We start from the raw sequence: 25,947 nt of genomic DNA on the forward strand, positions 1-25,947 counted from the left end.
GCCCGCTGCTCCACCACCATACGAACCGCCCGCTCGCGGACTTCAGGTGAAAATTTGTTGGTTGTCTTGCTCATAACGGATGCTCCTTCTCACAAGTTGGAGCCTCCTGGAAACCCGGGGCGCTTCATTTCTGAAGGACGCGCTGCCGTTGGCACAAGCCGAAACGGGTACTCCGGTCTGGTATGCTGTAAAGTTCGGACCAAGCAGTTTCGCGATCTTTGACGCCTTTCAGAATGATGGCGACAGAACCGCACATCTCAACGGTCCGATCGCGGCGGCACTCATGCAGAACGCCGATGAGCTTCTGGCCACGCCGCCGGTCATCGAGCGCTGGGATGTTCTCGCGGTCAAGTAAGCTAGACAGAGCGGTATGTGGCATCGCTGCGACCGCTCTGCCGCCATCGTCGTGGTGAGTTTCTTCTTCCACGTAAGCGATGTCGCGCTAGTCTAGAAGCCAGCCCCTGCTGCCTTCTCTGGTTTGAGATCCTCGTTAGGACACCTCTTGTATACTGGCAGGGAGTATACTAAAGGTACTCCCTGCCAGTATGAGAATGTCGACGAATTTGCGCTGACGCAACGGCCTCCCACCAGCAATCAGTTTAACTCAACGAGGGTCTCCCAACATGAAATCTCGCGCCGCTGTAGCCTTCGAGGCGGGCAAGCCACTCGAAATCGTCGAGATCGATGTCGCCCCACCCCGGAAAGGCGAAGTCCTCATACGCGTGACGCACACCGGTGTGTGCCACACCGACGCGTACACGCTGGAGGGGAGTGATCCGGAGGGTGTTTTCCCGGTGGTTCTGGGCCACGAGGGCGCGGGCATCGTTGTCGAGGTTGGTGAAGGCGTCACCAGCGTCGGGCCGGGCGATCACGTGATTCCGCTCTACACCGCCGAGTGCGGCAAGTGCGACTTCTGCCTGTCGGGCAAGACCAACCTGTGCGTCGCTGTCCGCGAAACGCAGGGCAAGGGCTTGATGCCCGATGGGACCACCCGCTTTTCGTACAATGGTCAGCCCCTCTATCATTACATGGGCTGTTCAACCTTCAGTGAATATACTGTCGTCGCCGAAGTCTCGCTCGCCAAGATCAATCCCGAGGCAAACCCCGAACATGTCTGCCTGCTCGGCTGCGGCGTCACGACCGGCATCGGCGCAGTCCACAATACCGCCAAGGTCCAGCCCGGAGACTCGGTCGCCGTGTTCGGACTCGGCGGCATCGGCCTCGCGGCGATTCAGGGTGCGCGCCAGGCGAAGGCGGGTCGCATCATCGCCATCGACACCAATCCGTCCAAGTTCGAGCTGGCACGCCAGTTCGGTGCGACCGAGTGCATCAACCCCAAGGACCATGACAAGCCTATCCAGCAAGTGCTGATCGAGATGACGGGCTGGGGCATCGATCATACCTTCGAGTGCATCGGCAACGTCCACGTCATGCGCGCCGCGCTTGAATCAGCGCACCGTGGCTGGGGTCAGTCGATCGTTATTGGCGTTGCCGGCGCGGGCGAGGAAATCTCCACCCGCCCATTCCAGCTCGTCACGGGCCGCGTATGGAAGGGATCCGCTTTCGGTGGCGTCAAGGGACGGACAGAGCTCCCCGGCATGGTCGAGGACGCGATGAGAGGCGATATCGATCTGGCCCCGTTCGTAACCCACACGATGGGGTTGGAGGAGATCAACGAGGCCTTCGAACTGATGCACGAAGGCAAGTCGATCCGCACGGTCATTCACTACTGACCCGCCGATCCGAAGCGGCGCGAAGCGCCCGGATCGACAACTCGGCCGTCATCATGGCCCGACCCCGGCCATGATGACGCGCGCTCTGGCAAATGGGCAACGCGTCGCGATGGGGTAACAAGCGCCGAAGTGCGGTCGTTAGATGCCGATAGTGGCACGGACCAGGGCCGCCTGGCCCAGGCGCTTACCAGCGGAGTGTGTGTGGCCTCGCCGCGCGACCCAACGGGAAAAATGGTTTTGTCGTAACCTTTGTCTGATGCTGGAGAAATATTTCAAAGGTGCCGAACATCGGGCCAGTCTGGCCGTTGGATGTATTGCGTCGGAAATGCATTCATCTGCTACCCGACTGTGATGAACCACGGGCCGCACGGGCGTATAAGGCAGGACGACTGAATTGAAGAGCAAGGATATTCACGCGACGACGCCGGCCACCGATCATGGGCATACGGGGCCGCCCGCTTGCGTGCAGGTTCGCGGCGCGCGCCAGAATAACCTCAAAAATATTGACGTCGATGTACCGCGCGACGCCTTCGTGGTGTTCACCGGCATATCGGGCTCGGGCAAGTCATCGCTCGCGTTCGGCACCCTTTATGCCGAAGCCCAGCGGCGTTATCTGGAATCGGTTGCGCCCTATGCCCGTCGCCTGATCGACCAGGCCGGCGCACCGGAGGTGGACGCGATCGACGGTTTGCCGCCTGCGGTCGCGTTGCAGCAGCAGCGCGGCTCTGCCAACGCGCGATCCTCGGTCGGCAGCGTGACGACGCTCTCCAGCCTGGTGCGGATGCTCTATTCGCGCGTCGGCGAATATCCGCGCCATCAGCCCATGCTCTATGCGGAGGATTTCTCCCCCAACACGGTCGCGGGGGCCTGCGCAACCTGCCACGGTATCGGCCGCGTATATGACGCGACCGAAGAGACGATGGTTCCTGACGACAGCCTCACCATTCGCGACCGGGCGATCGCCGCCTGGCCGACCGCCTGGCATGGGCAGAACCTGCGCGATATCCTCGTTTCGCTCGGCTATGACGTCGATACGCCGTGGCGCGACCTGCCGAAAAAGGATCGCGACTGGATCCTCTTCACTGAAGAGGCGCCGACGGTGCCGGTCTATGCGGGCCTGACGCCCGAACAGACCCGGACGGCGCTCAAGCGCCGCATGGAGCCGAGCTATCAGGGCACCTTCACCGGCGCCCGCCGCTATGTGCTGGAGACCTTCGCCAACACGAAAAGCGCGCTGATGAAGAAGCGCGTCTCGCAATACATCATCGGACGCGATTGCCCGACCTGCGACGGCAAGCGGCTGAAGCGCGAAGCCCTGTCCGTGAAGTTCGCGGGCCTCGACATCGCCGAGTTCGGCGATCTGACGGTGTTGAAACTCCGGGACTTGCTCACGCCCGTCGCGCATGGCGAATATGGGGGCGCCGCGGCGGTCCCGAAGGGCCATGTCCTCGGCAAGGCGGCCCGCGATGCGGCGGTCGAACGGCGGGTCGCGGCAGGAGGTTCGGCGCACAAGGCTGCGCCCGACGTGCGCCGCACGCCCAATCTTTCCGATGAAAAGCGGGTCGCCGCACAGCGTCTCGCCTGCGAATTGCTCGAACGGCTCGAGCCACTGATCGATCTTGGCCTTGGCTATATCTCGCTCGACCGCAGCACGCCGACGCTCTCCTCCGGGGAGCTGCAACGCCTGCGCCTCGCCACCCAATTGTCGTCGCAGCTTTTCGGCGTGGTCTATGTGCTGGACGAGCCCTCGGCGGGGCTGCACCCGGCAGACGGCGAAGCCCTGCTGACCATCCTTCAGCGGCTGAAGGCGGCCGGCAACTCGCTGTTCGTCGTCGAACATGATCTCAACGTCATCCGCCATGCCGAATGGCTGGTCGATGTCGGCCCGGGTGCCGGCGAAAAGGGCGGCGAAGTGCTTTACAGCGGGCCGATCGCGGGACTGGCCGATGTCGAGGAATCGATCACCCGCCGCTATCTGTTCGCAGAGCCCGTCGCCCATGATCGGACCCCGCGTGAAGCCAAGGCATGGCTTCGTCTCGAAGGCGTGACGCGCAACAATCTTCACAGCCTCGACGTCGAGCTTCCGATAGGCTGCTTCACCGCCGTCACAGGGGTCTCCGGATCGGGCAAGTCCAGCCTGGTCAGCCAAGCGCTACCGGAGCTTGTCGCGGAACAGCTCGGCAGCTCGGCAGCCGTTGAAGAGGATGAGGTCGATCCGCTGCTCGATGTCGCGCAGGACGATACCGAAGGCCGCATCGTGGCCGGCATGGAGTATGTCCGAAGGCTGGTGCGGGTCGATCAGCGGCCGATCGGCCGCACCCCGCGCTCGAACCTCGCCACCTACAGCGGCCTGTTCGATCATGTCCGCAAGATCTTCGCCGACACGCCGCTTGCCCGCCGGCGCCACTACAGCCCGGGCAGGTTCTCGTTCAACGTCGCACAGGGCCGCTGCCCGGTATGTGAGGGCGAGGGCTTCGTCATGGTGGAGCTGCTGTTCCTGCCGAGCGTCTATGCGCCTTGCTCGACCTGCCACGGCAGTCGCTACAATCCGCAAACGCTCGAAGTCGAATGGAACGGCCGCAACATCGCTCAGGTGCTAGAGCTGACGGTGGACGAAGCGTGCGACTTCTTCGCAAGCGAGGCATCCGTCATGCGCTCGCTCGATGTGCTGCGGGAAATCGGTCTTGGCTATCTGCGGCTCGGGCAGCCGGCGACGGAACTGTCAGGCGGCGAGGCGCAGCGCATCAAGCTCGCGACGGAGCTGCAACGCGCGCAGCGGGGGAACACGATCTACATTCTCGACGAGCCGACGTCGGGGCTTCACCCCTCCGATGCGGATCGGCTGATGCGGCACCTGCAGGGTCTTGTCGATGTCGGAAATACGGTCGTGGTGGTCGAACATGACATGCGCGCCATCGCACAGGTCGATTGGGTCATCGATCTGGGGCCGGGGGCCGGGGAAGAGGGTGGCCAAATCATCGCCAGCGGCGTCCCTAGCGATGTTGCGGAGGCGGAAGGCAGTCTGACCGCCCCCTATCTCAAAACGGCCCTGTAGCCGCCTGTAAGCCCGCCACAGGGGAGGGGGTGGACATGATAAGCCTCGTGGGTTGGATCGCCACGATCGCGACGATAATCGCGGCCATGATGACAGCTTCCAATCTCGGCGCGCGCGTGACGGGTTGGGGCTTCGTCGTGTTCAGCGTCAGCTCGGTTTGCTGGACGACGCTCGGCTATGCGACGGGGCAGACGGCCTTGGTCGCCACCAACGGATTTCTGATGGTGACGAACCTCGTCGGTATCTGGCGATGGCTGGGGCAGCAGACCAAATATGAAGATGGCGGCCGATCGGCCGAAACCGCCAGCCAACGATCGGAAACCCCGAACCTGTTCACTGCGACCGGACTGATCGGCATGGCCGTCGACGACAAGGCCGGCATGAACCTGGGCCGGGTCGTCGAGGCGCTGATCGAGTGCGCGACCGGCAGGATCAATTATGTGGTGGTGTCGGACGAGCGCTATGCCGGTCTCGAGGAGACGTTGCGAGCGGTGCCGCTCGATCAGCTCAAGATCGGTTACACCCGCATAACAATGCTGCTCGATGGCCCAAGCTATCTGGCGTTGCCCGGCCTGAAAAATCGCGATTGGCCCGCTTACGCCCCGGTCAATCCGCAATAGGGTTGGGATCACACCAACTGTAGTGCGCGGTAATGATCCTGGCCGGGGCCAAGAAAGCGCAGGACAAGGATGCGCTCGGGCTCTGGACGATAAAGGATGCCATAGCGCCGATAGGAACGGCGCCGGATGCCGTAGCGCTCATATCGCGGCACCAGAGGGAAGCCTTGGGGAAGATCGGCGAGGCGACGGGCTACCTCGCGCAGCTCCTCCACGAAGCTGATCGCGCGTGCGGGATTGTCCGCTTCGATATGCTCGGCGATGCGATCGAGATCGGCCAACGCATCCGGCGTCAGGATGAGGGCATAGCGTGGAAGGTACGCTAAACAACGCTAAGAGCGAACAATCAGCGAACGCTTAGGCGACGCGGCTATCGGGCGGCAGATTGAGGGCCTTTCGACCAGCGGAGGCGGCTGCGCGATCCCAGAGGGAATCGCCGGAAAAAGCAATATGCTCCCAGCCTACCGGGGACGTGTGGGCGAGGAGATCGTCAGGCACCGGGACCGATGTCGATCGTAGGTGCTGGGCGGCGGCGTCCATGTAGATCGTGTTCCAATAGACGATCGCCGCGATGACCAGGTTGAGGCCGGATGCCCGATATTGCTGCGTAAGCGGTGTTTTCCACCCACCTTGCACGGCGTGGTGATTGAGGCAGAGGGTGGGCGTTATGGAAGCCCACAACCTTACGAGCGCACTGGACACCCGCACTGGAGTTGGTCTGGAGCCTGTCCGCCGCCCTGAACGCCTACGCCGGCACACAGAACGTGACGGGCCACAGCGTCGCTCAACTGGCACGATTGAATGCGGTCTGGTCGGCAACGCCCAACCTGTCATTCACGCTGCGGACCGAATATCTGCGCGCCGGCAAGGTCTTGACACGCGCCGGCTACACGGATTCGTTGTTCAACGGAGTGTGGGCGACCTTTCGGTTCTGAAAAGTCGCCTTGAGTATCGGGGAGGCCCGAAGCGATCCCTCTCACCATTGATGTGAGCAACTCGCCTATCAGCATCGTCAGCCATGATTTTGCCCGTGATTGACGTGCTCCTTCGCTCCACCTCCGTCCGGATATGGCGGCGATGAGCTTAATGCACTAACAAACCAATCGGTCCACTCGGTGGGGGCAGACCAAGGTGCCACCCTTTCGATAATCGAAGAAACGGGGCACCTCATTCCGTTGGAGCGACCTCAACAGCTATTGAGTGTCTTGAAGGCCAAACTGTTCAACTGATTGGATGCCATGAATCCCTGTCTGACATTAAACGAACTTGCCGAATTTCTCGATGGCGCGTTTCCGAGCGAAACGCGCGCGTCCCTTGGCGCCGTGGTCGATGTTCAAGCTGGGCATGTCCGCATGACCCTTGATCCTAACCCAAGCATGGTTCGGCCCGGAGGGATCGTATCGGGGCCAACGCTCATGGCACTTACCGATGTTGCGGCTTATGCGGTGGTTATCGCTCATCATGGGCGAAAGGAGATGGCAGTAACAAACGGTCTGTCCATCTCCTTCCTCCGCGCCTGCAAAATGGAGACGATCATTGCAGACGCCCGCTTGTTGAGGCTGGGCCGCCGCCTGACCACGGTCGATGTTCGATTATGGCAACAAGACGAAAATTATCTCGTAGCCCAATCTACCGTCAGTTACTCCCTTCCATAGCCCCTATTTTCCCAAGGATTATCGTTCGAGATCCTTTGCAGTCTTCTCGGCCGCTGCGCGATGCCGATCCTGCGTCTCGCCCCGGCGCTGTTCGACTTCGCGGACGCGCGGTGCGCGGACCTCGCCGCCACGCTCTAGCGTCTGTGCCACCGCCTCGCGCGCTGCTGCCTTCATGCGTGTGAGAACGGCGGAGCAATATTCGGCCACGCTAGCGGCGGGATAGTCCTGCTGCGGGCGGCGTAAAAGTCGTCCACCTTGAAGCCTTTCTGCCAAGTCAGGGAGGTGTGGGGATCTACAGCGTGGAACTTTATCTTCAGGTCCGTTTGTCTTGCGCGGATGGCATGAGCCAGCGGGCGGCGGCGAAGCGTTTCAATGTGTCGCGCGAAACGGTGCGCAAGATGCTGTCGTTTTCATCGCCGCCGGGTTACCGGCGTCAGTCTGAACCGCAGCGCCCGAAGCTGGACGGGTTTGTGGGGATCATCGATGGATGGCTTGAGAGGGATCGCGGTGTCCCGCGCAAGCAGCGCCATACGGCGAAGCGGGTATCTTCGCCCCGCTCCACTATCTCCCGCTGATCGAGCAGAAGATCAACGCGACCAGGCCGCCCCTTTGCAGGGCTGGGATTTGCCCGAAGCGGTCGGGACGCTGCAGCGGTTGATGGAAGGGCGCATGCACAAACATGGCAGGCGCGAATATGTGCAGGTGCTGCGCCTGCTGGAAACGTTCACCGTCGCCGATCTCCAGGCGGCGGTGGAACAGGCCATCGCCCTTGGCGCCATCGGCTTCGATGCCGTCAAGCACCTCGTCCTGTGCCGGGTCGAACGCGTACCGCCCAGACTGGACCTGGACGTCTATCCCTTCCTGCCTCGCACCACGGTCGAGAAGACCGTTGCTAGAGCCTATCTGAGCCTGCTCTGCGACAGGCAGGAGGCCGCATGAGCGATCAGGCACCGGAGATTCTTCTCGCTCACCATCTCAAGGCCCTCAAGCTGCCTACGTGCCTGCGAGAGCATCACAAGCTCGCCCGGCAATGTGCCGCTGAAGGCGTCGATCATATCCGCTTCCTCGCCCGTCTCGTCGAGATGGAGATGATCGACAGGGAGCGTCGTATGGTCGAGCGGCGCATCAAGGCCGCGCGCTTCCCCGCCGTCAAAAGCCTCGACAGCTTCGACTTCGCCGTCATCCCCACGCTCAACAAGATGCAGGTGCTCGAGATGGCGCGCTGCGAGTGGATCGAGCGGCGTGAGAACGCCATCGCTCTGGGGCCATCGGGCACCGGGAAGACGCACGTAGCTTTGGAGCTCGGACTGGCAGCATGCCAGAAAGGACTGTCGGTGGGCTTCACCACTGCGGCGGCGCTGGTCAGCGAGATGATGGAGGCGCGCGACGAGCGGCGTCTCCTGCGCTTCCAGAAGCAGATGGCCGGATACAAGCTGCTCATCATTGACGAACTGGGCTTCGTACCGCTCTCCAAGACCGGTGCCGAACTGTTGTTCGAGCTGATCTCCCAGCGCTATGAGCGCGGCTCCACCTTGATCACCAGCAACCTGCCCTTCGACGAATGGACCGAAACCTTCGGATCCGAGTGCCTCACAGGCGCGCTCCTCGATCGTCTGACCCATCACGTCAGCATCCTCGAGATGAACGGCGAAAGCTATCGCCTCGCTCACAGCCGGGCCCGAAAGGCCAAAACCAGACCCTGAAAATTACGCCAATGCCGGGGGGAGTGGCCTTCGGGCTACGCCCTCACGCCACTCCCCCCGGCATGTAACACCGTGGCCTGGTTTTACGCCGCCGAATGGCCGACTTTTGATCCGCCGTTGACATAGGGCATGAACACCGATTCTAAGTTCTCCCTCTTCGCCGCGCGCTTGCGTCCGCGCCATCTTGACGGCGTGGTCCAGAATTCCCAGGGCTTCATGCACCTGATCCAAAAAGCGGCGTCCTGCCGCGGTTACACGAACTCCGCGCGTGTTGCGGTCGAAAAGCACGATACCAAGCTCGTCCTCCAGCGCTTTGACCCTCGAACTGACGCTAGATTGGCTGACGCCAAGCACTCTGGCAGCCCGATGAAAGCTTAAATGCTTCGCAACGGCTAAGACTTGAATGAGAGCCGTCATCGGAAATCGGCCACTTAGAAATCTAGGGAATGTTGTTACTGCTTCATTCTGCCTGTTCATTCTATGTCGTCGCATACCTATCCCATTATGAACTTGCCGCACCTTGGTGACGACGGGCGTTTGCGTCATCAGGCAAGGCGGCTGTCGTGGCGCCATGATTTAAAGATGCGCGTTGAAACGGGGCACGACGTAGGTGCCAAGCTCCTCGACCACCTCGGGGGCGGGGCGGCGGCCATATTTGAGGTTGAGGATGATGTGATCGACGCCAATCGTTTCCAGCGTTTCCAGAAGCGTCAGCAGATGGTCGCGTCCCAGCCTGAAGCCCAGGTGGATCGGTGACGGGGGCGTGGCCGGATGTGCGTCGAGATCGATATAGAGCGACTGAAAAAACGGCTTGTAGGTCTCGCCGACCTGCGCCTTGACCGACTCCCGCCAATTCTGCACGAACAGTTGCTGTGCCTGGGGCGGCCGCGGGTAAGTCATCCATCCGCTGCTCTCCCGCGCGATCCAGTCCAGGGATTGGCGGCTGTTCCCCGTCACGAAGAAGGGGATTTCGTTCGTGGTAGGCTTCGGGATCAGGTCGGCGCCTGCCAGCAGGCCACGGCTCCACTGTAACGGCTCGAAGCTGGTGCTCTGCACTCGGCGGATAATGTCGAGATTTTCACGGAAGACGTCGCCCCGCTGGTCCGGGTCTACGCCGAAGGCGGGAAATTCCACCGGGCGATCGCCTGTGGCGACTCCCAGGAGCAGGCGACCATCACTCAGCCGGTCTACGCTCGCGGCGGCTTTGGCCGTATGAAGCGGATGGCGCAGCGGGATCGCGATCGATGCGGTCCCGAGTGCGATCCTTGAGGTCCGGGCAGCGATGAAGCCGAGATAGACCCACGGATCGAAGACCTGTCCCACGTCGCCGAAACTCGGATCGCGCAAGGGTACGTCCCGGAACCAGAGCGTGGAGAAGCCAAGCTCTTCCGCGCAATTGGCCAGCTCGACCTGGCTGAGCATGGCCGGAGCATCGCCCTGGAACGCCTCAATAGGGAAGAATAGCCCTAGGCTAAGATGGCCAGCCTTGAAGGTGTAGCGGAACCCGCGATGCTGCTGGTAGGGAATAGTATTGGGCTGATACATCTTTATTTCCTTGATGGTTAGCTTCTCCGGCACGCGCATCGTCAAATCAGGGCTTCAAGGTTTTCTAGGTAGGTCGAGATGTTTTCCTCATGGCGCTTGTAATAGGTCCAGGGACCGACACGCTTTGATGTGACCAGTCGGGCGCGCTGCAACGACGCCAGATACAGGGACACCGTCGACTGGGAGAGGCCGACCCGTTCCTGGATGGCGCTCACGCAAACACCGACCTGTTCGGGATCGACTTCCTGCCCCGGAAAATTCTCGCGAGGGTTCTTCAACCAGCCGAGGATTGCGAGGCGGGTCGGGTTATCCAGAGCCTTCAGGGTATCGCTGACGTTCGTATTCATCGGTACGCGCCATCTTGTTCCCGGCGGCCGCAGGCGGAAGCGCGAGCCGCGTCCAGAGGTCCGGACGCGGCTCGCAAGCTCACGACTGGTAGGTGCGATAGTCGGTGTAGCCCTTGTCGGTGCCGCCATACATGGTTGCCGGATCTACCGGGGTCAGCGGCCAGCTGTTGGCGATGCGCTTGGGCAGATCAGGGTTCGCGATGAAGGGACGGCCGAATGCAATCAGGTCGCCCCAGCCAGACTCGATCACTCGCACGCCGCGCTCTGCGGTATATTTTCCGGCATAGAGCACCCTGCCGCTAAAATTCTTCCGCACATCCTCGCGAAATGTCTCAGGCAGTTCAGGCGCATTGTCCCAGTCAGCTTCGGCGAGCGAGACGTAGGCGATCCCGATGTCTTCGAGAACCTTGATGGCTTCGATATAGGTCGCGTGGGGATCGTCCTCGACGAGGCCGAGATAGACGCGATCCTCTTGGGTGGTCGCGAACAACGGCGCAAATCGCACCCCTACCCGATCCTTGCCGACGACATCGGCGACCGCCTGCGTCACTTCACGCAGGAACCTCAGGCGGTTCTCCAGGGAACCGCCATATTCGTCGTCGCGCCGGTTGGTGTGGGCGGATATGAACTGGTTCACCAGATAGCCGTTCGCGCAGTGGATCTCGACGCCATCGAAACCGGCTTCGAGCGCATTGCGTGCCGCCTGCGCATAGAGCTGCACCAGCTCCTTGACCTCTGCGGTGGTCAGCGCGCGAGGAATTGACGGCTCTGCCAATGCGCCCTCACCGGGGCCAGTTTCAATGAACACCTTGACGGCGTTCGCGGCGATCGCCGACGGCGCGACAGGCGCTGCTCCCCCGGGTTGCAGCGAGGTATGGGAAACACGGCCTACATGCCAAAGCTGGAGGAAAATAATCCCGCCTTCGGCATGCACCGTGTCGGTCACCTTGCGCCATCCCGCGATCTGTTCCGGGCTGTGGATGCCCGGCGTCCAGGCATAGCCCTGGCCGCGAGGCTCGATCTGCGTACCTTCGGTCACCATGAACCCGGCGCCGGTGCGCTGACGGTAATAGGCGGCCATGAGGTCGTTGGGGATATTTCCCGGCTGCGAGCTGCGCGAACGCGTGAGCGGCGGGAGGACGATCCGGTTGCGCAGGGTGTACGGACCTAATCCAACGCTGTCGAAAAGAACCGAGTTCTTCATTTCATTACTCCTAAATATCGCGATTTATAGATCGCACAAGGCAGTAAAATGCTTGCAACCACTGGATTTCAGTACAGTCCGAAGGGCGCCTCGTTGAGGCTCACAATGATGTTCTTCTTCTGGCTGTAGGCGTCCAGCATGGACTTGTGGGTCTCACGGCCGATGCCCGACTTCTTGTAGCCGCCGAACGGGGCATGCGCCGGAAGTTCATGATAGGTGTTGACCCACATGCGGCCCGTCTCTACCGCGCGCGCCACCCGGATCGCCCGGTTGATGTCCTGGGTCCAGACGCCGCCGGCCAGGCCATAGTCCGACGCATTGGCCAGCGCGATGACCTCATCCTCGTCCTTGAACGGCAGCACGACGACCACCGGGCCAAATATCTCCTCCTGGGCGACGCGCATGTCGTTGCGGACATCGACGATGATCGTCGGCTGGATGAAGAAACCGGCGTCATAGCCGCTGCCGGTCAGACGGTTGCCGCCGGTCAGGATGCGCGCGCCTTCTTCGGTGGCGAGCTTGATATAGCCCATGATGCGGTCGGTCTGGGTCTGGCTAACCTGCGCGCCCATCTGGGTGTTCTCATCAAGCGGATCGCCGACGCGGACCTTCTCGAACCGCTCCTTCAGTTCATCGACGAAGCGATCATAGATCGATTCATGGACGAACAGCCGGGCGCCGGACTCGCAGACCTCACCCTGGTTCCAGAGGATGCCCAGGGCGGCAGCCTCCACCGCGCGATCCCAATTGGCATCGGGGAAGACGATGTTGGCGGACTTGCCGCCCAATTCGAGCGTCGCGGGGATGAGCTTTTTGGCGGCGGCTTCCGCCACAATCCCACCGACGCGGGTCGAGCCGGTGAAGGCCAGCTTGGCGACCTGAGGATGGTCGAGGATCGCTTGCCCGGCCACGGCACCAGTGCCCGAGACAATGTTGACCACGCCGGCCGGCAGCACCTGGGCGAAGATGTTGGCGAGTTCGAGGATCGTGACCGGCGTCATCTCGGACGGCTTGATGACCACCGTGTTGCCCGTCGCGATCGCCGGCGCGATCTTCCAGGCCGCCATCAACAGGGGGAAGTTCCAGGGAATGACCTGCCCGACGACGCCGATCGGTTCGTTGATCGTCAGACTCATCGTCTGCTCATCGATCATCGCCACTTCGTCCGAATGGCTGCGGATCACGCCGGCGAAATAGCGGAAATGGTCGATCGCGAGCGACACGTCGAGCCGGGCTTCGCGGACGGGCTTGCCGACATCCATGCTCTCGAGAACGACGAAGCGTTCGGCATCGGCCTCGAACAGATCGGCGATCTTGAGGAGCGCATTCGCTCGATCGGTCACCGAGGTCTTGCGCCAGGTCTGGAAGGCGCGGGCAGCGGCCTGGACGGCGCGATCGACATCGGCGGCCGTGCCGTTCGGGGTGCGCGTCAGATAGGCGCCATTGGCGGGATTGATACTCTCGATCGTCTCCCCATTTTCGCCATCGACCCATTGGTTGTCGATGAAATGACCATAGCTATCATCGGGAGCGTAGGTCGCTGCGGTTTTGTTTAGCATCAGCACTGTGCATCTCCTTTGGTGCGGAAGTGATGCTGACAAAGTAGAGTTATATCGAGGAATGTCAATATCGCGATGTTGCGATATTGCGATGCAGGGTCTGTTGAGAGCCTCGCCGTACTCAGAAATCCGCGTAAGCATCTGAATATCATAGGCAAATTATCCTCCCGACCGACCGTCCAGCATTCTTGTCCCGAGCGACAAGCCTTCAGTGCCCCCTCAATCATTGCCACGTTCGAAGATCGGGGCAGCCGACCGCGGAGGGCCGCCATGTCGTCGGATCGGGACGCAATGCGTTGCTGCGAGGGAATGACCCTGACTTTCATTGCCTGGGTCGTGTTTTGAAATGAGACTTCAAGCCGGCTGCCCGGTGTCGTTCCGACCCACCAGACAGACGCCTTGCCATGGCGTCAGTGCGGCTTGCCGCACGGCCTGCGCAAAATCCGCGTAGCTGGGCGAGGATCGCAGGAAATCTGATTCATCAAACTGTGCGGGCCAGCGGGCGATATGGCCGGTGCGTGGCCCCTCGGGATCGAAGCGCGGAGGCCGCACCAGATACGCCCATCCATAGGCGTGCTCACGCTCCTCCAGGTGATCGCGCAACAGGACGTGGGCACGGCCGCGCGGAAGGGTGACCGGCGGAAAGGATGGAGATTGCCAGAAGCGGCGGCCGTCCGGCAATCGCACCGTGCCGGCCCCACCGACGATGACGACCTGGATCGAAAGCTCCTGCCCAAGGTCCGCCACGGACTTCATGATACGCTCGTGGAAATCGAGGACCGCACTCGGCTCAATTTCGCCACGCAGGCGCACGGCATTGACGATGATCGTGCAGCCCTCGACAGCGGCGGTAATCGAACGGGATCATCGATGTCGACTGGCGCGACACGAATATGTCCATTAGTCGCCTTCAACGCGGCCATTCGGCAAAGCCAGAAACCGAAACGCTTGCCACTCCAGCACCCTGGCGGCATCAGAGCCCGGATGGCTAGTGAGATATTGCAATATTGCAAAATATAATTATATAAACGAACATGAGCATCGATATCAGTGAAGCACTCAAGGCCTTGGACAATCCCGCCCGGCTCGCAATCCTGGCGAAGCTCAAGGACCCGCGAAAAAGTTACCCTGAACAGGACGTTGATCCTGAGCAGATTGGCGTCTGCGTGAGCATCATTCAGGAACAGGCTGGCCTGTCCCAGTCCACCGTTTCTCTGTACCTGACCGCTTTGCAGCGCGCCAAGCTGGTGACCTCGCAGCGCATCGGACCTTGGACCTATTACAAGCGCCACGAGGAGAATATCGCGGCCCTCCTGAAGGAACTGCGCGACCTGATCTGAGCGGCGCGCTCCGGCGCCGCTCCATCCCCATCTGATCAGTTCCGATCGATCTCAACGACCAGACGCCCGCGCACCTTCCCCGCGAGAATGTCGGCTCCGGCCGCGATGGTATCTTCCAGACGGATGGTCGAGGTGATCCCGGCAAGTTTGCCGCGATCGAGGTCGGTCGCAAGGCGTGCCCAGGCTTCAACGCGACGCGGCTTCGGGCACATGACGGAATCGATGCCGAGCAGCGAGACACCGCGCAGGATGAAGGGCGCCACCGAGGCAGAGAGATCCATCCCCTGCGCGAGGCCGCATGCGGTGACGGCACCGCCATATCTGGTCATCGACAGGACATTGGCCAGAGTATGCGATCCCACACAATCGACGCCGGCGATCCAGCGCTCCTTGCCCAGTGGCCGCCCGGCGCCAGAGAGTTCGTTGCGATCGATGATCTCGGTCGCGCCGAGGCTTTTGAGATAGTCCGCCTCTTTGGCCCGGCCCGTCGACGCGATTACGTGCCATCCAGCCTTGGCGAGCAGGGCAATCGCGACCGAGCCGACGCCACCGGCCGCACCTGTGACGACGACAGGCCCGTCAGTCGGCTTCAGTCCATGTTTCTCAAGGGCAAGCACGCTGAGCATGGCGGTATAGCCCGCGGTGCCGATCGCCATCGCTTCGGCAGGCGTCAGGCCGTCCGGTAGCGGCACCAGCCAATCGCCTTTCACGCGGCTCTTTTCCGCATAGGCGCCCAGATGCGTTTCCCCCGTGCCCCAACCGTTGAGGATAACGCGATCTCCGGCCCGGAAGTCGGGATTGCTGGATATCTCGACCACCCCGGCGCAGTCGATGCCGGGGATCATGGGAAAGCGCCGCACGACCGGGCTCTTTCCGGTCAAGGCAAGGCCGTCCTTGTAGTTTACCGTCGAATGCGTCACTCGGAGAGTGACATCACCCTCCATCAGGTCGGCTTCGCTGAAATCTTTCAGCGTGACGGTCTGGCCCGTGTCGTTCTTCTCAATCACGACCGCACGAAATATGCTCATGGTTGGGTTCCTTCCTAATAATTAGACCGATCGACTAGTATTATTCAAAAAAGGGGGTCAGGTTCGGATCATTGTGAAAAACCCCTCTGCGAATGTTTGAAGCGGGCTGCCGCTGCGTTCGAGTTTGGCTCGCAGCACAGCGCCTTCCCAACCGATCCAGAAGAACGCGGCAAGGTTATCGGCATTGTGAAGAGAGCCGATTTCGCCTGCGGCTTGCGCGGCCCGCAGGCACCCGGCTGTGCGATGCTGCCAGTCGGCGAAAACGTCGCAGAGTTGCTGGCGGAAGGGTTCGGGCAGCGCCCCCATCTCCTGTCCGAGATTGCCGACAAGGCAACCGCGCGAATAGGCAAAGCGTTCCATGGCCGCTTCCGCATCGGCTATGAAGGCTTCAATCCGCGCCAATGGGGAACGGGAATGATCGTTGAAGAACCGTTCCAGCTTGCCGGCGAAATACGCCCCATATCGGTCGATGAGCTCTGTGCCAAAGGCCCCCTTGCTATCGAAATAATGATAGAATGAGCCCTTGGGTACACCGGCCACCTTCAGGATCTCGTCCAGCCCAGTGGCGGTGAAGCCTTTCTCGGTCAGCCTGACCAGCCCTGCACGCACCAACGACGCGCGGGTTTCGCTAAAACCTGCCGCAGCTTTCGGGGGTCGTCCACGGCGACGGGGAACATTGGCAACATCCATGTTGATTTAATAGACCGATCGTCTAATAAATGCAAGAGCATGTGATGTCGGAACTATCTCTTTAGGAACCGTAGCTCCAAGTCCTATGGCTTCATTTTATGCCATCGCCAACCTAGGGTCAGGACCCATTGATCAGATCGAGCCGGTTATATCAATGGGTCCTGACCCTAGGGTTTGAGTGCCCGTCAGGTGCGCCGTGTTCGTGTGATACGCGGCGTGGCGGACGGCCAATCGCTGGCCATCCGCCACGCTCGCTTTGTGCGGACCTTCTCCGGGGAAAGAGCCCTCACAAGGTTCGTCGAAACGACCCCGTCTTAATTCCCTGCTGCGAGCGATGCGCCCGCACCTTCTGCGATTTCCTCGATGAGTTTGGCACAGAAGGCGGGCAAATCATTGGGATCGCGGCTGGTAACGAGGCCGTTGTCGACCACGACTTCCTCATTGGTCCATGTACCGCCGGCGTTCTCGATATCGACCTTCAGCGTCGGGTAGGACGTCAAGGTGCGACCCTCAAGCACGCCCGCCTCGATCAATGTCCAGGGTGCATGGCATATAGCCGCAACAGGTTTCTTCTGATCGAAGAAAGCCCGGATGAAACCAATTGCCTCGACGCTGCCGCGCAGCTTGTCGGCACCGACAGTCCCTCCGGGCACAACAAGTCCGTCGAAGTCGTCGGCTTTCACCTCGGAAAACGTCTTGTCGATCGTATAGCTGCCGCCCTCGTCAAGATCGCTATTGACTGTGCGAGCCTTGCCCGGTTCAGAACTGACCACGGTCACTTTGCCACCCGCGTCCTCGACAGCTTGCTTGGGCTTCGAGAATTCTGGTTCTTCCGTCCCGCGGGGTGCGATCAGAATGGCAACTGATTTGCCTTCTAAAGTCATAATCTGTTTCCTGTTCCGTCGAAGACCAAGCTCAGGTGCCCGGCTTGAGCACGACCTTCGTCCAACCAGCATCGCGCCCGTCGAAATGCTTGTAGGCGTCTGGTGCTTGATCAAGCGGCAGTCGGTGCGAGATGATTTGGGCAGGATTGGCCCGGCCTTGCTCGATAAGCTTCATCAGTCGCCGGTTGTAGTGCTTTACATTGCACTGGCCGGTGCCGATCTTCTGGCCCTTGAACCAAAAGTTGCCGAAGTCGAACGCCATCTTGCCTTCCTTCTGGAGATCGTCGGGCGCGTTCGGGTCTTCCGGAATGAACACGCCGACGACGCCGATTCCGCCGGTGGCCTTCGTGCTTTTGACGAGGCAGTTCATCGTGTAATTGCTGCGCTCCTTGCCGTGGCGATCGCAACACTGATACCCGACCGCCTCGACCCCCCGGTCGGTCCCGAGGCCGCCGGTCGCGTCAAGGATCTGCTGGGCGGGATCGCCCTTGCGCATGTCGATCGGAATAGCGCCCATCGCCTCGGCCAGTTTCAGGCGGTCATCGTGAGAATCGACCACGAAGATCTGAGAGGCACCGCGGATTTCGGCTGAGTGCGCGGCCATCAAACCGACCGGGCCGGCGCCGTAGATCGCGATGCTTTCGCCAGGCAGGAAGCCTGACAGTTCGACGCCATGCCAACCCGTCGGGAAGATGTCGGAGAGCATGACATAGTCATCCTCTTTCTCCTCGGCGTCCTCGGGCAGCTTCAGACAATTGAAGTCCGCATAAGGAACGCGCATCAGCTCGGCCTGACCACCTTGCCACGGACCCATCTCGGCGAAGCCATACGCTGCGCCGGCGGTTCCAGGGTTGGTCGTGAGGCAAAAACCCGTCAAACCGCGTTCGCAATTTTCGCAAAAACCGCAACCGACATTGAACGGCATGCACACGCGATCGCCCTTCTTGATGCGATCTACGGCAGAGCCGACTTCGATGACCTCGCCAAGGTTTTCGTGACCGAAGACCTTGCCTTTCTCGAAACTTGTACGGCCTTCATACATGTGAAGGTCCGACCCGCAGATATTGGTCGTGGTCAGCCGGATGATAACATCGGTCTGCTTTTCGATCTTGGGATCATCGATTGTCTTGACAGAAACATCTTTGGGCCCGTTGTACACGACAGCTTTCACGGATCTTTTCCTTTCGCGGCTCTTCTCAACGCGTCATCAGATCGAGAGCGTGGTCATGATCCTGTTCATCGCAACGGCAGAGGACATGGCACCTTTCAAGTGATCGCAGTTTACTCAACCTTCCGCCAACAGAGAGGTTCCTTCGCGTTGGGCCATCCTGGGAGCGATTCACGGCGGCTTTCTGAATGACTGGGCCAGACGACCGAATAACGCGCCGAATTGATGTGCTCAGGAATCAGCCGCAGCCCAATGGTGCCGTCACGTCGCGACACATCAACGGCGCCTTATCAGTAAATTCAGAGATGTGATAAGCGCAGAAGACAAGGTCATCCACTAGCGCGGATGACCTGTCGTATTCATTTATTCATTTCCCGATACGGCCGGGCCATCCACTGCGGATGGAAACACGAGCCTTACCTTGCAGTCAAACGGCAGCTTAGGGTGCCGACCGCTCCGCTATTTCGCGGCCAGCAGGGTGAACTTGTGAATCTGCGGCGGTTCAGAAAACAGTTCTTCTGCCTTGTCCATCAGTGCGGCGGCAACCTTGCCGTCAAGATGGGCCTGCCGATCCTCCTCTGTGTCGAACGTATCGAAGATCGCGTACGCACCGGGACCTTCCTCGATCGCATACCAGGTCAGAGTGCCCGGCTCGGCTTGAACGAGCGGCAATGCCGAGGTCAGGAAATTGGCGACATCGCGCTCTTTCCCGGGCTTGGCCTTCAGTGGTACATAAAGGGCAAGTTTGGGCATAGATGACTCCTCAAGTGAAACGGACAGATATTATTCGGCAAAGTAACGCACGAGCGGGCCGGTACGTTCCCCATGAGGCGGAGCACACGCGGCCCGCCTCCTCGTGGAAATCAGAACTGCTGTGCGGTCGGCCGGATGACGATCGCGTTGACGTCGACGTCATCAGGTTGTTCGACAGCGAACGCGATAGCACGCGCCACCGATGCCGCCGGGATGGCCTGCTTGTAGAAGTCCAGCACCGTCTCGGCAGCGGCGCCAGAGGTCGTGAACTTCAAATCGCTTTCGACAGCTCCAGGCTCGATTGACGTGACCCGGACCTTTTCCCCCACCTCGTGGCGCAAGCCCTCGCTGATCGCGCTGACGGCGAACTTGGTGCCGGAATAGACCGTGCCGCCCGGTGCGAAGACCTTGATGCCCGCAACCGAACTCAGGTTGATGATGTGGCCGCTGCCCTGCTCGAGAAAGCCGGGAAGGGCCGCCGCGATGCCGTAAAGCGTACCCTTCAGATTGACGTCGATCATCTGGTCCCACTCGTCGGTGTTGACCTCGGCCATCGGACGGATCGGCATCAGCCCGGCGTTGTTGATCAGCACGTCGAGGCGGCCGAAGTCGGCAATGATTGCGGCAACGACGGACTGGACCGCCGCCTTGTCGGTGACGTCGAGCGCGTAGCTACGTGCGGTGCCGCCAATTGCGGCGATGTCCGCGACGACCTCGTCGAGCCTGTCCTTGCGCCGCGCGGCTATGGCCACCTTCGCGCCGCGTTCCGCAAGAAGACGCGCGGTTTCTGCGCCGATGCCGGTGCTGCCGCCGGTAATGAGAATGACCTTGCCTTCGATACCCTGGGTCATGACTGTATTCCTTCAAGTCAGTTGTTGATTTTTCGCCGGATCGCGGCTCCGCCTCAGCGGTAACCGCGTGGATGAATGAGGCCCAAGAGTCCCACGCGGAGTGCAGGTGCCAACAGGCCGATCATCCGCAACTCCTCTCTGTAGAACGGTTGTGCCAGCAGCGCCGTACCCACCCATTCTTCAGGCTTGCCCATGGCACCACCCTCAGGTCGCCGAGACGGGGTTGAGGACGAACGCGGCGCGCTCGGCCAGATCGCCGATCTGAGAGAGATAGTTCTGGAAGTGGGGCGTCTCGCGGTGGGCGGCGACCGCATCCGCGTCCGCGTACAGCTCGTCGAGCACGAAACGGTTCGGATCGCTCTGGTCCTGCCAGAGATCGTAGCGCAAATTGCCCGGTTCGGCACGGCTCGGCTTTAGCATGGCGTCGAGCAGAGCGCGCAGGCGGTCGACGGTATCCGCACGGGCGGTAAGGACGGCGACGATCTTCACGTTGGCGGTCATGGCACCGTTCCTTGTCTTGGCTATATCCGAGGGAGGGCGCACCCTGAGCGCCCCGCCGGTCATCCTCGTACTTACGCAGCGGCGCGATCGAGGGCTTCGATCAACGCGTCGGCCATGGCCCGGTCCGATGCCGGATTCTGACCCGTGATCAGCTCCCGGTCCACGACGACATTCGAAGCGAAGTTCCTGTCGGTGACAGAGACGTCGCCACCGGCCGACCGCAGCGCCTTTTCCATGTCGAAGTAGAGCTCGCCCTCCAGCACTTGCTCCTCAGCGATCTTCTCCTCGCTCGCCGAAAAGACTGTCATGCGGTAGCCCGCGTAGATCCAGTCTCGCGCCAGGTCGGCCGCCCCGGCGTCATCGCCTTCCTCCAGCGCCTTGCGGAAGGCCGGAGCATCCTCGAGCGCGGCGACAACGACCACCGGTCCGTGGCAGAGGAGCGCGGTCGGCTTGGCCGCTGCGTGGAAGTGACGGAGGATCGTGCCCGCATCGCGGTCCACCATGAGGTCGACGATGGGCGCGTGACCTCCCGGCACGAACACGCCAGCAAAGCCGTCCAGACCCTCGTCGACGACCGATTTCAGCGTACGCACGTCGTTCATCGCCGGGTGGCTGGCAAAAAAGTCCTTGGCGCGCTGGAATGCCGTCTCATCGCCGCCAAAATGATCAACCGAAACGGAGACGGCGTCGATGTGCGGCTTGGCCCCATTGGGCGTGGCGAGAACAATATCATAGCCGGCGTCGAGCAGAGCCAGCGCGGGGACCGCCGTCTCGTTGAGATACTGACCGACCGTCGCGGTACCGCCGCCACGCAGACCGATCTGCGTCGCGTTCGATCCAAGAACGAGAACCTGACCCTTGCTCATCTGAACCTCCATGTTCGCGGCGTCGATCACCGATGGACGCTAAATGGGCCTCGTTGACATATTCTAGAAGTTTATCTTTTTGATTTCAGATATAACGCTAACAGGATGACTGTATGCGCTACGATCTGAACCTGCTGCCGATCTTCGTCGCGTTGATGGAGGAGCGCAGCGTCACGCGGGCCGCCGAGCGCATGGGCATGACACAGCCCGCCCTGTCTAACGCCCTATCGCGTCTACGACTGATGCTTCAGGACCAGCTGTTCGTCCGCGAGCGCTACGGCATCCAGCCGACCCCGATCGCGCTAGAACTCTCACCGCTGATCGCCGAGGCACTCGCCCAGCTCGACGACGCGGTCCTCGGTCAGCAGGCCTTCGACCCCGCACAGGCCGAACGGCTCTTCACGATCGCGCCAAACGGCTATGTCGAGTTCGTCCTCGTCCCCGCTATCGTGGCGCGCCTGGAGAAGGTCGCCCCCGGCATAAAGCTTCGTCTGACGCCCTTCGGCAACGATCTTGTGGAAACAGGCGTCGTGTCGGGCACGACGGCGCTCGTGCTGGGCCGCATCGTCGATCCGCCCGACAACCTCGTCGTCCAGCACCTGATGGACGAAGGGCTCGCCTGCGCCGTCCGCGCCGACCATCCGGGCGTCGGCGATGCCATGACGCGCGAGCAGTTCGAGACGATGAAGCATGTCAACATCGTGCCGCCCGGACGGATGCGCGCCGGTTTGTTTCAGGCGCTGGCGCAGCAGCAGCTGAAGCGCGACGTCGCGATCTCCGTGACAAACTTCTTCGCGGTAGCCGAGATGGTGGCCGTGACCGACTATTGCGCCACCTTGCCCTCGCTCATCTGCAGGCGGCTGATGCACGACCCCCGGCTGAAGATCCTGCCGGCTCCGGTCGACCTTGGCAGCTTTCCCGTGGAAATGGCTTGGCACGTCCGCTATCGGCATGATCCCGCACACCGCTGGTTACGGGCGCTGATCGGCGCGGTCATCGCCGACCTCACGGGGAAGACGGCAGCGGCAACCACGCCGTCGCCAGCCTGAGGACGATGTCGAACCGCGATGTCGCTTGTGCGTATCCCGTATGCGACAAAGTTCGCTATACAGCCCCTGACAATAGGATTTATCATGCGCGCAATCGGCTACCAGCAGCCCGGAACGATCGATCGCACGGAAGCTCTCGTCGATATCGAACTTCCCGATCCCAACGCTACCGGCCGTGATCTCCTCGTCGAGGTCAAGGCTGTCTCGGTAAACCCGGTTGACACGAAGGTGCGCGCTGGCTCGGGTTCGATCCACGGTGATTGGCGTGTCCTGGGTTGGGATGCCGCCGGTGTCGTGCGCGCTGTTGGCCCTGAAGTGCGCGGCTTCGAACCGGGCGACGAGGTGTTCTACGCGGGCAGCATCGGCCGCGATGGGACCAACGCCGAGTTGCACCTGGTCGACGAGCGCATTGTCGGGAAGAAGCCGGCCAGCCTCGATTGGGCAGAGGCAGCGGCGTTGCCGCTGACGGCGATCACCGCGTGGGAGGCCCTCTTCGAGCGATTGTCCGTGCGTACTCCTGTAGCCGGTGCAGCACATGCGCTGTTGATTGTCGGGGGTGCCGGCGGGGTAGGCTCGATGGCAATCCAGCTTGCTCGCCAAGTACCCGAGCTGATCGTCATTGCGACGGCCTCGCGCCCTGAAACGCAGGCCTGGGTGGGTGAGCTCGGTGCGCACCATGTCATCGATCATCGCCAGCCGCTGGCTCGGCAAGTGGCGGATTTGGGCATCGGCGCGCCGGCTTTCATCTTCTCGGCCACGCACACCGACGAGCATATCGAGCAGATCGCCGAGCTGATCGCCCCGCAGGGACGTTTTGCGCTCATCGACGACCCCAAGACGCTCGATGTCGTACCGTTCAAACGCAAGTCGGTGTCGACCCACTGGGAGTTTATGTTCACCCGGTCCATGTTCGAGACTGCTGATATGGAAACGCAGGGTCAGATCCTGTCGGCCATCGCCAGCCTCGTGGACGCCGGCGAGGTGCGCACCACCCTCACCGAACGGTTCTACCCCATCAACGCCGCGAACCTCAAGCGCGCGCACCAGGCGCTTGAGAGCACTACCGCACGCGGCAAGATCGTCATCGAGGGTTGGCAGTGATGCGGTTCACGCTCACTCAACGTCCGCCGCGCCCGCGGCCCCCGCTGCACCAACTGAAAGGGACCAAGCCTCGGCGTTATCGATGCCAGCCATGTGCGGTTGTGGGCGTCGCTTTCGCTGGGTCACTGATATCTACAATCGTAAAAGACCGTGATGTTTCGAGATAGCAGACGCGGTCCTCGGGTGAAAACTCGGGACGTCTGCCAGCTCGGCATCTCACCAATCGGTGCCAAGAGCGGGGAGTGCTTCGGCTAAGAAGTCAATCCACGCCCGCGTCTTGGCGGCGGGGCGCCGCGTCGGGTGTGTGATGGCATATGCCGCTCCCAGCATCATAGGCGGCTCGTCCAGCTCAAGCTCGCTCAACTGGCCGGCGCGAAGCGCCTCTGCCGCAATAAAGCGTGGCCCATAGACCAGCCCTTGGCCCGCAATGGCAGCGCGAACCAAGGCCTCGCCATTGTCTGAACACATCGATCCTGAGATCGGCACCTTGATCGTCCCGTCTTTGCCGAACGCCCACGATGTCGTTCCTGCAAGCGACGCGTTGGTGTGGCCCAGACAATCGTGATCGCCGAGATCGGCCAGGCGAGTTGGCGTTCCCCTCCTCGCCAAATAAGAGGGGGCGGCACACAACACGACGCGCATCGCCACGAGCTTGCGGGCAACAAGCGCACTGTTGGCGAGGCGCCCGATCCGTACGGCGACATCCCAACGCTCTTCCAGCAGGTCGACGTAACGATCGTTGAAGCCCAGTTCGATCGTCACCTCGGGATGACGTGCGGAGAAAGCAGGGATGAGTGAGGCAAGGTGCAGAACGCCGAAGGTGGCGGGCGCACTGACGCGCAGCAGTCCCTGGGCGGTGATCGACCGCGACGATGCCTCCGGTTAGCGTCCGCGCTCGTGGTGTAATTTCCAGTGTAGATTGAGGTTGTCGCATGGGGTGGGGCATGCCCCACCCCATGCGATTTCGATCTCGGTGGCCACCGGGCTCATCGGTAAGGTGGAGTTACCACACTTCACACGCCCACCGAGGAGTTGATCCCGATGACCGACGACAGACTACCGCTTGCTGAACTGATGGCGAAGACCGGAGATGGAGATTTCCTGCGCACGATCGCCGAGAGCGTGCTGCAGATCATTATGGAGGCCGATGTCGACGGTCTCGTCGGCGCTGGCCGGCACGAACGCTCCGGCGAGCGCACGACCTGGCGCAATGGCTACCGTGACCGCAGCCTCGATACCCGGCTCGGCACGCTCAACCTGAAAATTCCCAAGTTGAGGACCGGCGCCTACTTTCCCGGCTTTCTGGAGCCCAGGAAGACCGTCGAGAAGGCGTTGGTCGCGGTCATCCAGGAGGCGTGGATCGCCGGGGTCAGCACCCGGCGCGTCGACGAGCTGGTGCAGGCAATGGGCATGACCGGCATCTCCAAGTCCTCTGTGTCGAAGCTGTGCAAGGACATCGATGAGCGCGTCCATGCCTTTCTCAAGCGACCACTTGCCGGCGACTGGCCCTACCTCTGGCTCGATGCCACTTACCTCAAGGTGCGCGAGAGTGGGCGGATCGTCAGTGTCGCCGCGATAATCGCCGTGGCCGTTAACACCGAGGGCAGGCGTGAGATCGTCGGCCTGCACATCGGCCCTTCCGAAGCCGAGCCCTTCTGGTCGAGCTTTCTCAAGGACCTCTCCCGCCGCGGCCTGACCGGCGTGAAGCTGGTCATCTCCGACGCCCACGAAGGCCTCAAGGCGGCGATCACCCGTGTGCTCAGCGCCACCTGGCAGCGCTGCCGCGTCCACTTCATGAGGAACGCGCTCGCCTACGTGCCCAAGGGCCAGAACACGGTCGTCGCTGCTGCCATCCGCCAGGTCTTCCTCCAGCCCGACCATGCCGCAGCAACACAGGTCTGGCGTCAGGTCGCTGATCAGTTGCGCGCCCGCTGGCCCAAGCTCGGCGCCTGCATGGACGATGCCGAGCATGACGTGCTCGCCTACATGACCTTCCCCGAGCAGCACCGCGTCAAGCTTCACAGCACCAACCCGTTGGAACGGCTGAACAAGGAAGTGAAGAGACGGGCCGATGTCGTCGGCATCTTCCCGAACGAGGACAGCATCATCCGCCTCGTCGGCGCCGTCCTGCTCGAGCAGAACGACGAATACCAACTCCAGCACCGCTACATGCAGATCGAGGGCATGGCCGCCCTTGCCACACCAACAATCGAGGAGGTTCAGCCACTACAGATTACACCCAAGGCCGCCTGAAAATGCAGCCCGCTGGCCACACCCGAATTTACACCACGTTGACGG

29 protein-coding genes and 2 pseudogenes are annotated in these 25,947 nt (G+C 61.5%); 12 read left to right on the forward strand and 19 right to left on the reverse strand.

The features are described from left to right. Positions 1–79 precede the first annotated feature (79 nt). The 4 genes from F4U94_RS21385 (at position 80) to F4U94_RS21400 (ending at position 5,408) form a co-directional block, all read left to right on the forward strand. Positions 80–355, forward strand: coding sequence for a putative quinol monooxygenase (locus F4U94_RS21385; RefSeq protein WP_120252780.1), 276 nt, complete (start codon positions 80–82; stop codon positions 353–355). Positions 356–623: 268 nt separating this feature from the next. Beyond that, positions 624–1,733, forward strand: a complete 1,110-nt coding sequence (locus tag F4U94_RS21390; protein ID WP_120252779.1) for an S-(hydroxymethyl)glutathione dehydrogenase/class III alcohol dehydrogenase — start codon at positions 624–626, stop codon at positions 1,731–1,733. A gap of 394 nt (positions 1,734–2,127) precedes the next feature. Beyond that, on the forward strand, positions 2,128–4,788 hold the full coding sequence (locus F4U94_RS21395; protein ID WP_232016581.1) for an excinuclease ABC subunit UvrA: 2,661 nt from the start codon (positions 2,128–2,130) through the stop codon (positions 4,786–4,788). 35 nt (positions 4,789–4,823) lie between these two features. Continuing rightward, positions 4,824–5,408, forward strand: coding sequence for a PRC-barrel domain-containing protein (locus F4U94_RS21400; protein ID WP_120253503.1), 585 nt, complete (start codon positions 4,824–4,826; stop codon positions 5,406–5,408). A gap of 8 nt (positions 5,409–5,416) precedes the next feature. Here F4U94_RS21400 and F4U94_RS21405 read toward each other — a convergent pair whose 3' ends face one another. Further along, positions 5,417–5,704: a type II toxin-antitoxin system RelE/ParE family toxin gene (locus F4U94_RS21405; RefSeq protein ID WP_120252778.1), complete on the reverse strand. Its 288-nt coding sequence runs from the start codon at positions 5,702–5,704 to the stop codon at positions 5,417–5,419. A 58-nt stretch (positions 5,705–5,762) separates the two neighbouring features. Beyond that, positions 5,763–6,011, reverse strand: a pseudogene (locus F4U94_RS21410) (Tn3 family transposase); the annotation flags it as partial. Positions 6,012–6,118: 107 nt separating this feature from the next. Between F4U94_RS21410 and F4U94_RS24670 the strand changes: the two are divergent. Both F4U94_RS24670 and F4U94_RS21420 read left to right on the forward strand, forming a co-directional pair. Next, the gene (locus F4U94_RS24670; RefSeq protein ID WP_161600456.1) at positions 6,119–6,340 is read left to right on the forward strand and encodes a hypothetical protein; all 222 of its coding nucleotides are present in this window, start codon (positions 6,119–6,121) and stop codon (positions 6,338–6,340) included. 303 nt (positions 6,341–6,643) lie between these two features. After that, complete coding sequence (locus F4U94_RS21420; RefSeq protein ID WP_120253502.1) at positions 6,644–7,060, forward strand: PaaI family thioesterase; 417 nt, start codon at positions 6,644–6,646, stop codon at positions 7,058–7,060. Between the two features lie 18 nt (positions 7,061–7,078). Here F4U94_RS21420 and F4U94_RS24675 read toward each other — a convergent pair whose 3' ends face one another. Next, positions 7,079–7,234 carry a hypothetical protein gene (locus tag F4U94_RS24675; protein ID WP_161600455.1) on the reverse strand — a complete coding sequence of 52 codons (156 nt, stop codon included), beginning with the start codon at positions 7,232–7,234 and terminating at the stop codon, positions 7,079–7,081. Between the two features lie 125 nt (positions 7,235–7,359). On the opposite strand from F4U94_RS24675, the pseudogene F4U94_RS25650 reads away from it, so the two are divergent. After that, positions 7,360–7,999: pseudogene (locus F4U94_RS25650) on the forward strand (hypothetical protein). Beyond that, entirely contained in the window at positions 7,996–8,763 is a 768-nt protein-coding gene (istB, locus tag F4U94_RS21430; protein ID WP_120252777.1) for an IS21-like element ISSsp5 family helper ATPase IstB, read from the forward strand. Before F4U94_RS25650 ends, istB begins: the two are co-directional and overlap by 4 nt. Before the next feature lie 3 nt (positions 8,764–8,766). Here the strand turns inward: istB and F4U94_RS21435 are convergent, their stop codons facing one another. The 6 genes from F4U94_RS21435 to F4U94_RS21460 all read right to left on the reverse strand — a co-directional run bounded on the left by F4U94_RS21435 (position 8,767) and on the right by F4U94_RS21460 (position 14,174). Beyond that, complete coding sequence (locus F4U94_RS21435) at positions 8,767–9,336, reverse strand: LysR family transcriptional regulator (protein ID WP_343032351.1); 570 nt, start codon at positions 9,334–9,336, stop codon at positions 8,767–8,769. A 3-nt stretch (positions 9,337–9,339) separates the two neighbouring features. Continuing rightward, a complete protein-coding gene (locus F4U94_RS21440) occupies positions 9,340–10,347 on the reverse strand; it encodes an LLM class oxidoreductase (RefSeq protein WP_003606532.1) in 1,008 nt (335 codons plus the stop codon). A 2-nt stretch (positions 10,348–10,349) separates the two neighbouring features. Then, complete coding sequence (locus tag F4U94_RS21445) at positions 10,350–10,655, reverse strand: ArsR/SmtB family transcription factor (RefSeq protein ID WP_120252775.1); 306 nt, start codon at positions 10,653–10,655, stop codon at positions 10,350–10,352. 79 nt (positions 10,656–10,734) lie between these two features. Further along, the gene (locus F4U94_RS21450; protein WP_120252774.1) at positions 10,735–11,859 is read right to left on the reverse strand and encodes an alkene reductase; all 1,125 of its coding nucleotides are present in this window, start codon (positions 11,857–11,859) and stop codon (positions 10,735–10,737) included. 68 nt (positions 11,860–11,927) lie between these two features. Next, positions 11,928–13,418: an aldehyde dehydrogenase family protein gene (locus tag F4U94_RS21455; protein WP_120252773.1), complete on the reverse strand. Its 1,491-nt coding sequence runs from the start codon at positions 13,416–13,418 to the stop codon at positions 11,928–11,930. A 354-nt stretch (positions 13,419–13,772) separates the two neighbouring features. After that, a complete protein-coding gene (locus tag F4U94_RS21460) occupies positions 13,773–14,174 on the reverse strand; it encodes an NAD(P)-dependent oxidoreductase (RefSeq protein WP_145986285.1) in 402 nt (133 codons plus the stop codon). Positions 14,175–14,452: 278 nt separating this feature from the next. Here F4U94_RS21460 and F4U94_RS21465 point away from each other — a divergent pair, with 278 nt between their 5' ends. Further along, the gene (locus tag F4U94_RS21465) at positions 14,453–14,758 is read left to right on the forward strand and encodes an ArsR/SmtB family transcription factor (RefSeq protein WP_120252771.1); all 306 of its coding nucleotides are present in this window, start codon (positions 14,453–14,455) and stop codon (positions 14,756–14,758) included. A 35-nt stretch (positions 14,759–14,793) separates the two neighbouring features. Here F4U94_RS21465 and acuI read toward each other — a convergent pair whose 3' ends face one another. The 9 genes from acuI to F4U94_RS21505 all read right to left on the reverse strand — a co-directional run bounded on the left by acuI (position 14,794) and on the right by F4U94_RS21505 (position 21,529). Continuing rightward, entirely contained in the window at positions 14,794–15,765 is a 972-nt protein-coding gene (gene acuI, locus F4U94_RS21470) for an acrylyl-CoA reductase (NADPH) (protein ID WP_282957480.1), read from the reverse strand. Between the two features lie 78 nt (positions 15,766–15,843). After that, positions 15,844–16,476 carry an acrylate utilization transcriptional regulator AcuR gene (gene acuR, locus F4U94_RS21475; RefSeq protein ID WP_120252769.1) on the reverse strand — a complete coding sequence of 211 codons (633 nt, stop codon included), beginning with the start codon at positions 16,474–16,476 and terminating at the stop codon, positions 15,844–15,846. A gap of 314 nt (positions 16,477–16,790) precedes the next feature. Next, the gene (locus F4U94_RS21480; protein WP_120252768.1) at positions 16,791–17,360 is read right to left on the reverse strand and encodes a type 1 glutamine amidotransferase domain-containing protein; all 570 of its coding nucleotides are present in this window, start codon (positions 17,358–17,360) and stop codon (positions 16,791–16,793) included. A 31-nt stretch (positions 17,361–17,391) separates the two neighbouring features. After that, positions 17,392–18,531: a glutathione-independent formaldehyde dehydrogenase gene (locus F4U94_RS21485; protein WP_120252767.1), complete on the reverse strand. Its 1,140-nt coding sequence runs from the start codon at positions 18,529–18,531 to the stop codon at positions 17,392–17,394. A gap of 456 nt (positions 18,532–18,987) precedes the next feature. Next, complete coding sequence (locus F4U94_RS21490; protein ID WP_014132969.1) at positions 18,988–19,281, reverse strand: putative quinol monooxygenase; 294 nt, start codon at positions 19,279–19,281, stop codon at positions 18,988–18,990. 110 nt (positions 19,282–19,391) lie between these two features. Further along, a complete protein-coding gene (locus tag F4U94_RS21495) occupies positions 19,392–20,132 on the reverse strand; it encodes an SDR family oxidoreductase (RefSeq protein WP_120252766.1) in 741 nt (246 codons plus the stop codon). Positions 20,133–20,185: 53 nt separating this feature from the next. Continuing rightward, positions 20,186–20,326, reverse strand: a complete 141-nt coding sequence (locus F4U94_RS24680; protein ID WP_157105557.1) for a hypothetical protein — start codon at positions 20,324–20,326, stop codon at positions 20,186–20,188. 10 nt (positions 20,327–20,336) lie between these two features. After that, a complete protein-coding gene (locus F4U94_RS21500) occupies positions 20,337–20,633 on the reverse strand; it encodes a putative quinol monooxygenase (RefSeq protein WP_064311494.1) in 297 nt (98 codons plus the stop codon). Positions 20,634–20,704: 71 nt separating this feature from the next. Further along, positions 20,705–21,529, reverse strand: a complete 825-nt coding sequence (locus F4U94_RS21505; RefSeq protein ID WP_232016565.1) for a type 1 glutamine amidotransferase domain-containing protein — start codon at positions 21,527–21,529, stop codon at positions 20,705–20,707. An 83-nt stretch (positions 21,530–21,612) separates the two neighbouring features. On the opposite strand from F4U94_RS21505, the gene F4U94_RS21510 reads away from it, so the two are divergent. Further along, a complete protein-coding gene (locus F4U94_RS21510) occupies positions 21,613–22,548 on the forward strand; it encodes a LysR family transcriptional regulator (protein WP_120252765.1) in 936 nt (311 codons plus the stop codon). Positions 22,549–22,632: 84 nt separating this feature from the next. Beyond that, complete coding sequence (locus tag F4U94_RS21515; RefSeq protein WP_120252764.1) at positions 22,633–23,649, forward strand: zinc-binding alcohol dehydrogenase family protein; 1,017 nt, start codon at positions 22,633–22,635, stop codon at positions 23,647–23,649. A gap of 216 nt (positions 23,650–23,865) precedes the next feature. On the opposite strand, the gene F4U94_RS21520 is transcribed toward F4U94_RS21515, so the two are convergent. After that, positions 23,866–24,510 carry a substrate binding domain-containing protein gene (locus F4U94_RS21520; protein ID WP_120252763.1) on the reverse strand — a complete coding sequence of 215 codons (645 nt, stop codon included), beginning with the start codon at positions 24,508–24,510 and terminating at the stop codon, positions 23,866–23,868. A 180-nt stretch (positions 24,511–24,690) separates the two neighbouring features. Here F4U94_RS21520 and F4U94_RS21525 point away from each other — a divergent pair, with 180 nt between their 5' ends. Then, the gene (locus tag F4U94_RS21525; protein ID WP_120252762.1) at positions 24,691–25,902 is read left to right on the forward strand and encodes an IS256 family transposase; all 1,212 of its coding nucleotides are present in this window, start codon (positions 24,691–24,693) and stop codon (positions 25,900–25,902) included. Positions 25,903–25,947: the final 45 nt, after the last annotated feature.

Source organism: Sphingobium limneticum (assembly GCF_008710155.1).
Taxonomy (GTDB): Bacteria; Pseudomonadota; Alphaproteobacteria; order Sphingomonadales; family Sphingomonadaceae; genus Sphingobium; species Sphingobium limneticum.

Excerpts from the sequence above, each read along its gene's own strand:
- F4U94_RS21385 (WP_120252780.1), top strand. The coding sequence starts at position 80 with ATGCTCCTTCTCACAAGTTGGAGCCTCCTGGAAACCCGGGGCGCTTCA.
- F4U94_RS21390 (WP_120252779.1), top strand. The coding sequence starts at position 624 with ATGAAATCTCGCGCCGCTGTAGCCTTCGAGGCGGGCAAGCCACTCGAA.
- F4U94_RS21400 (WP_120253503.1), top strand. The coding sequence starts at position 4,824 with ATGATAAGCCTCGTGGGTTGGATCGCCACGATCGCGACGATAATCGCG.
- F4U94_RS21420 (WP_120253502.1), top strand. The coding sequence starts at position 6,644 with ATGAATCCCTGTCTGACATTAAACGAACTTGCCGAATTTCTCGATGGC.
- F4U94_RS24675 (WP_161600455.1), bottom strand. The coding sequence starts at position 7,234 with ATGAAGGCAGCAGCGCGCGAGGCGGTGGCACAGACGCTAGAGCGTGGC.
- istB (WP_120252777.1), top strand. The coding sequence starts at position 7,996 with ATGAGCGATCAGGCACCGGAGATTCTTCTCGCTCACCATCTCAAGGCC.
- F4U94_RS21435 (WP_343032351.1), bottom strand. The coding sequence starts at position 9,336 with ATGGCGCCACGACAGCCGCCTTGCCTGATGACGCAAACGCCCGTCGTC.
- F4U94_RS21440 (WP_003606532.1), bottom strand. The coding sequence starts at position 10,347 with ATGCGCGTGCCGGAGAAGCTAACCATCAAGGAAATAAAGATGTATCAG.
- F4U94_RS21445 (WP_120252775.1), bottom strand. The coding sequence starts at position 10,655 with ATGAATACGAACGTCAGCGATACCCTGAAGGCTCTGGATAACCCGACC.
- F4U94_RS21450 (WP_120252774.1), bottom strand. The coding sequence starts at position 11,859 with ATGAAGAACTCGGTTCTTTTCGACAGCGTTGGATTAGGTCCGTACACC.
- F4U94_RS21455 (WP_120252773.1), bottom strand. The coding sequence starts at position 13,418 with ATGCTAAACAAAACCGCAGCGACCTACGCTCCCGATGATAGCTATGGT.
- F4U94_RS21460 (WP_145986285.1), bottom strand. The coding sequence starts at position 14,174 with ATGAAGTCCGTGGCGGACCTTGGGCAGGAGCTTTCGATCCAGGTCGTC.
- F4U94_RS21465 (WP_120252771.1), top strand. The coding sequence starts at position 14,453 with ATGAGCATCGATATCAGTGAAGCACTCAAGGCCTTGGACAATCCCGCC.
- acuR (WP_120252769.1), bottom strand. The coding sequence starts at position 16,476 with ATGGATGTTGCCAATGTTCCCCGTCGCCGTGGACGACCCCCGAAAGCT.
- F4U94_RS21480 (WP_120252768.1), bottom strand. The coding sequence starts at position 17,360 with ATGACTTTAGAAGGCAAATCAGTTGCCATTCTGATCGCACCCCGCGGG.
- F4U94_RS21490 (WP_014132969.1), bottom strand. The coding sequence starts at position 19,281 with ATGCCCAAACTTGCCCTTTATGTACCACTGAAGGCCAAGCCCGGGAAA.
- F4U94_RS21495 (WP_120252766.1), bottom strand. The coding sequence starts at position 20,132 with ATGACCCAGGGTATCGAAGGCAAGGTCATTCTCATTACCGGCGGCAGC.
- F4U94_RS24680 (WP_157105557.1), bottom strand. The coding sequence starts at position 20,326 with ATGGGCAAGCCTGAAGAATGGGTGGGTACGGCGCTGCTGGCACAACCG.
- F4U94_RS21500 (WP_064311494.1), bottom strand. The coding sequence starts at position 20,633 with ATGACCGCCAACGTGAAGATCGTCGCCGTCCTTACCGCCCGTGCGGAT.
- F4U94_RS21510 (WP_120252765.1), top strand. The coding sequence starts at position 21,613 with ATGCGCTACGATCTGAACCTGCTGCCGATCTTCGTCGCGTTGATGGAG.
- F4U94_RS21515 (WP_120252764.1), top strand. The coding sequence starts at position 22,633 with ATGCGCGCAATCGGCTACCAGCAGCCCGGAACGATCGATCGCACGGAA.
- F4U94_RS21525 (WP_120252762.1), top strand. The coding sequence starts at position 24,691 with ATGACCGACGACAGACTACCGCTTGCTGAACTGATGGCGAAGACCGGA.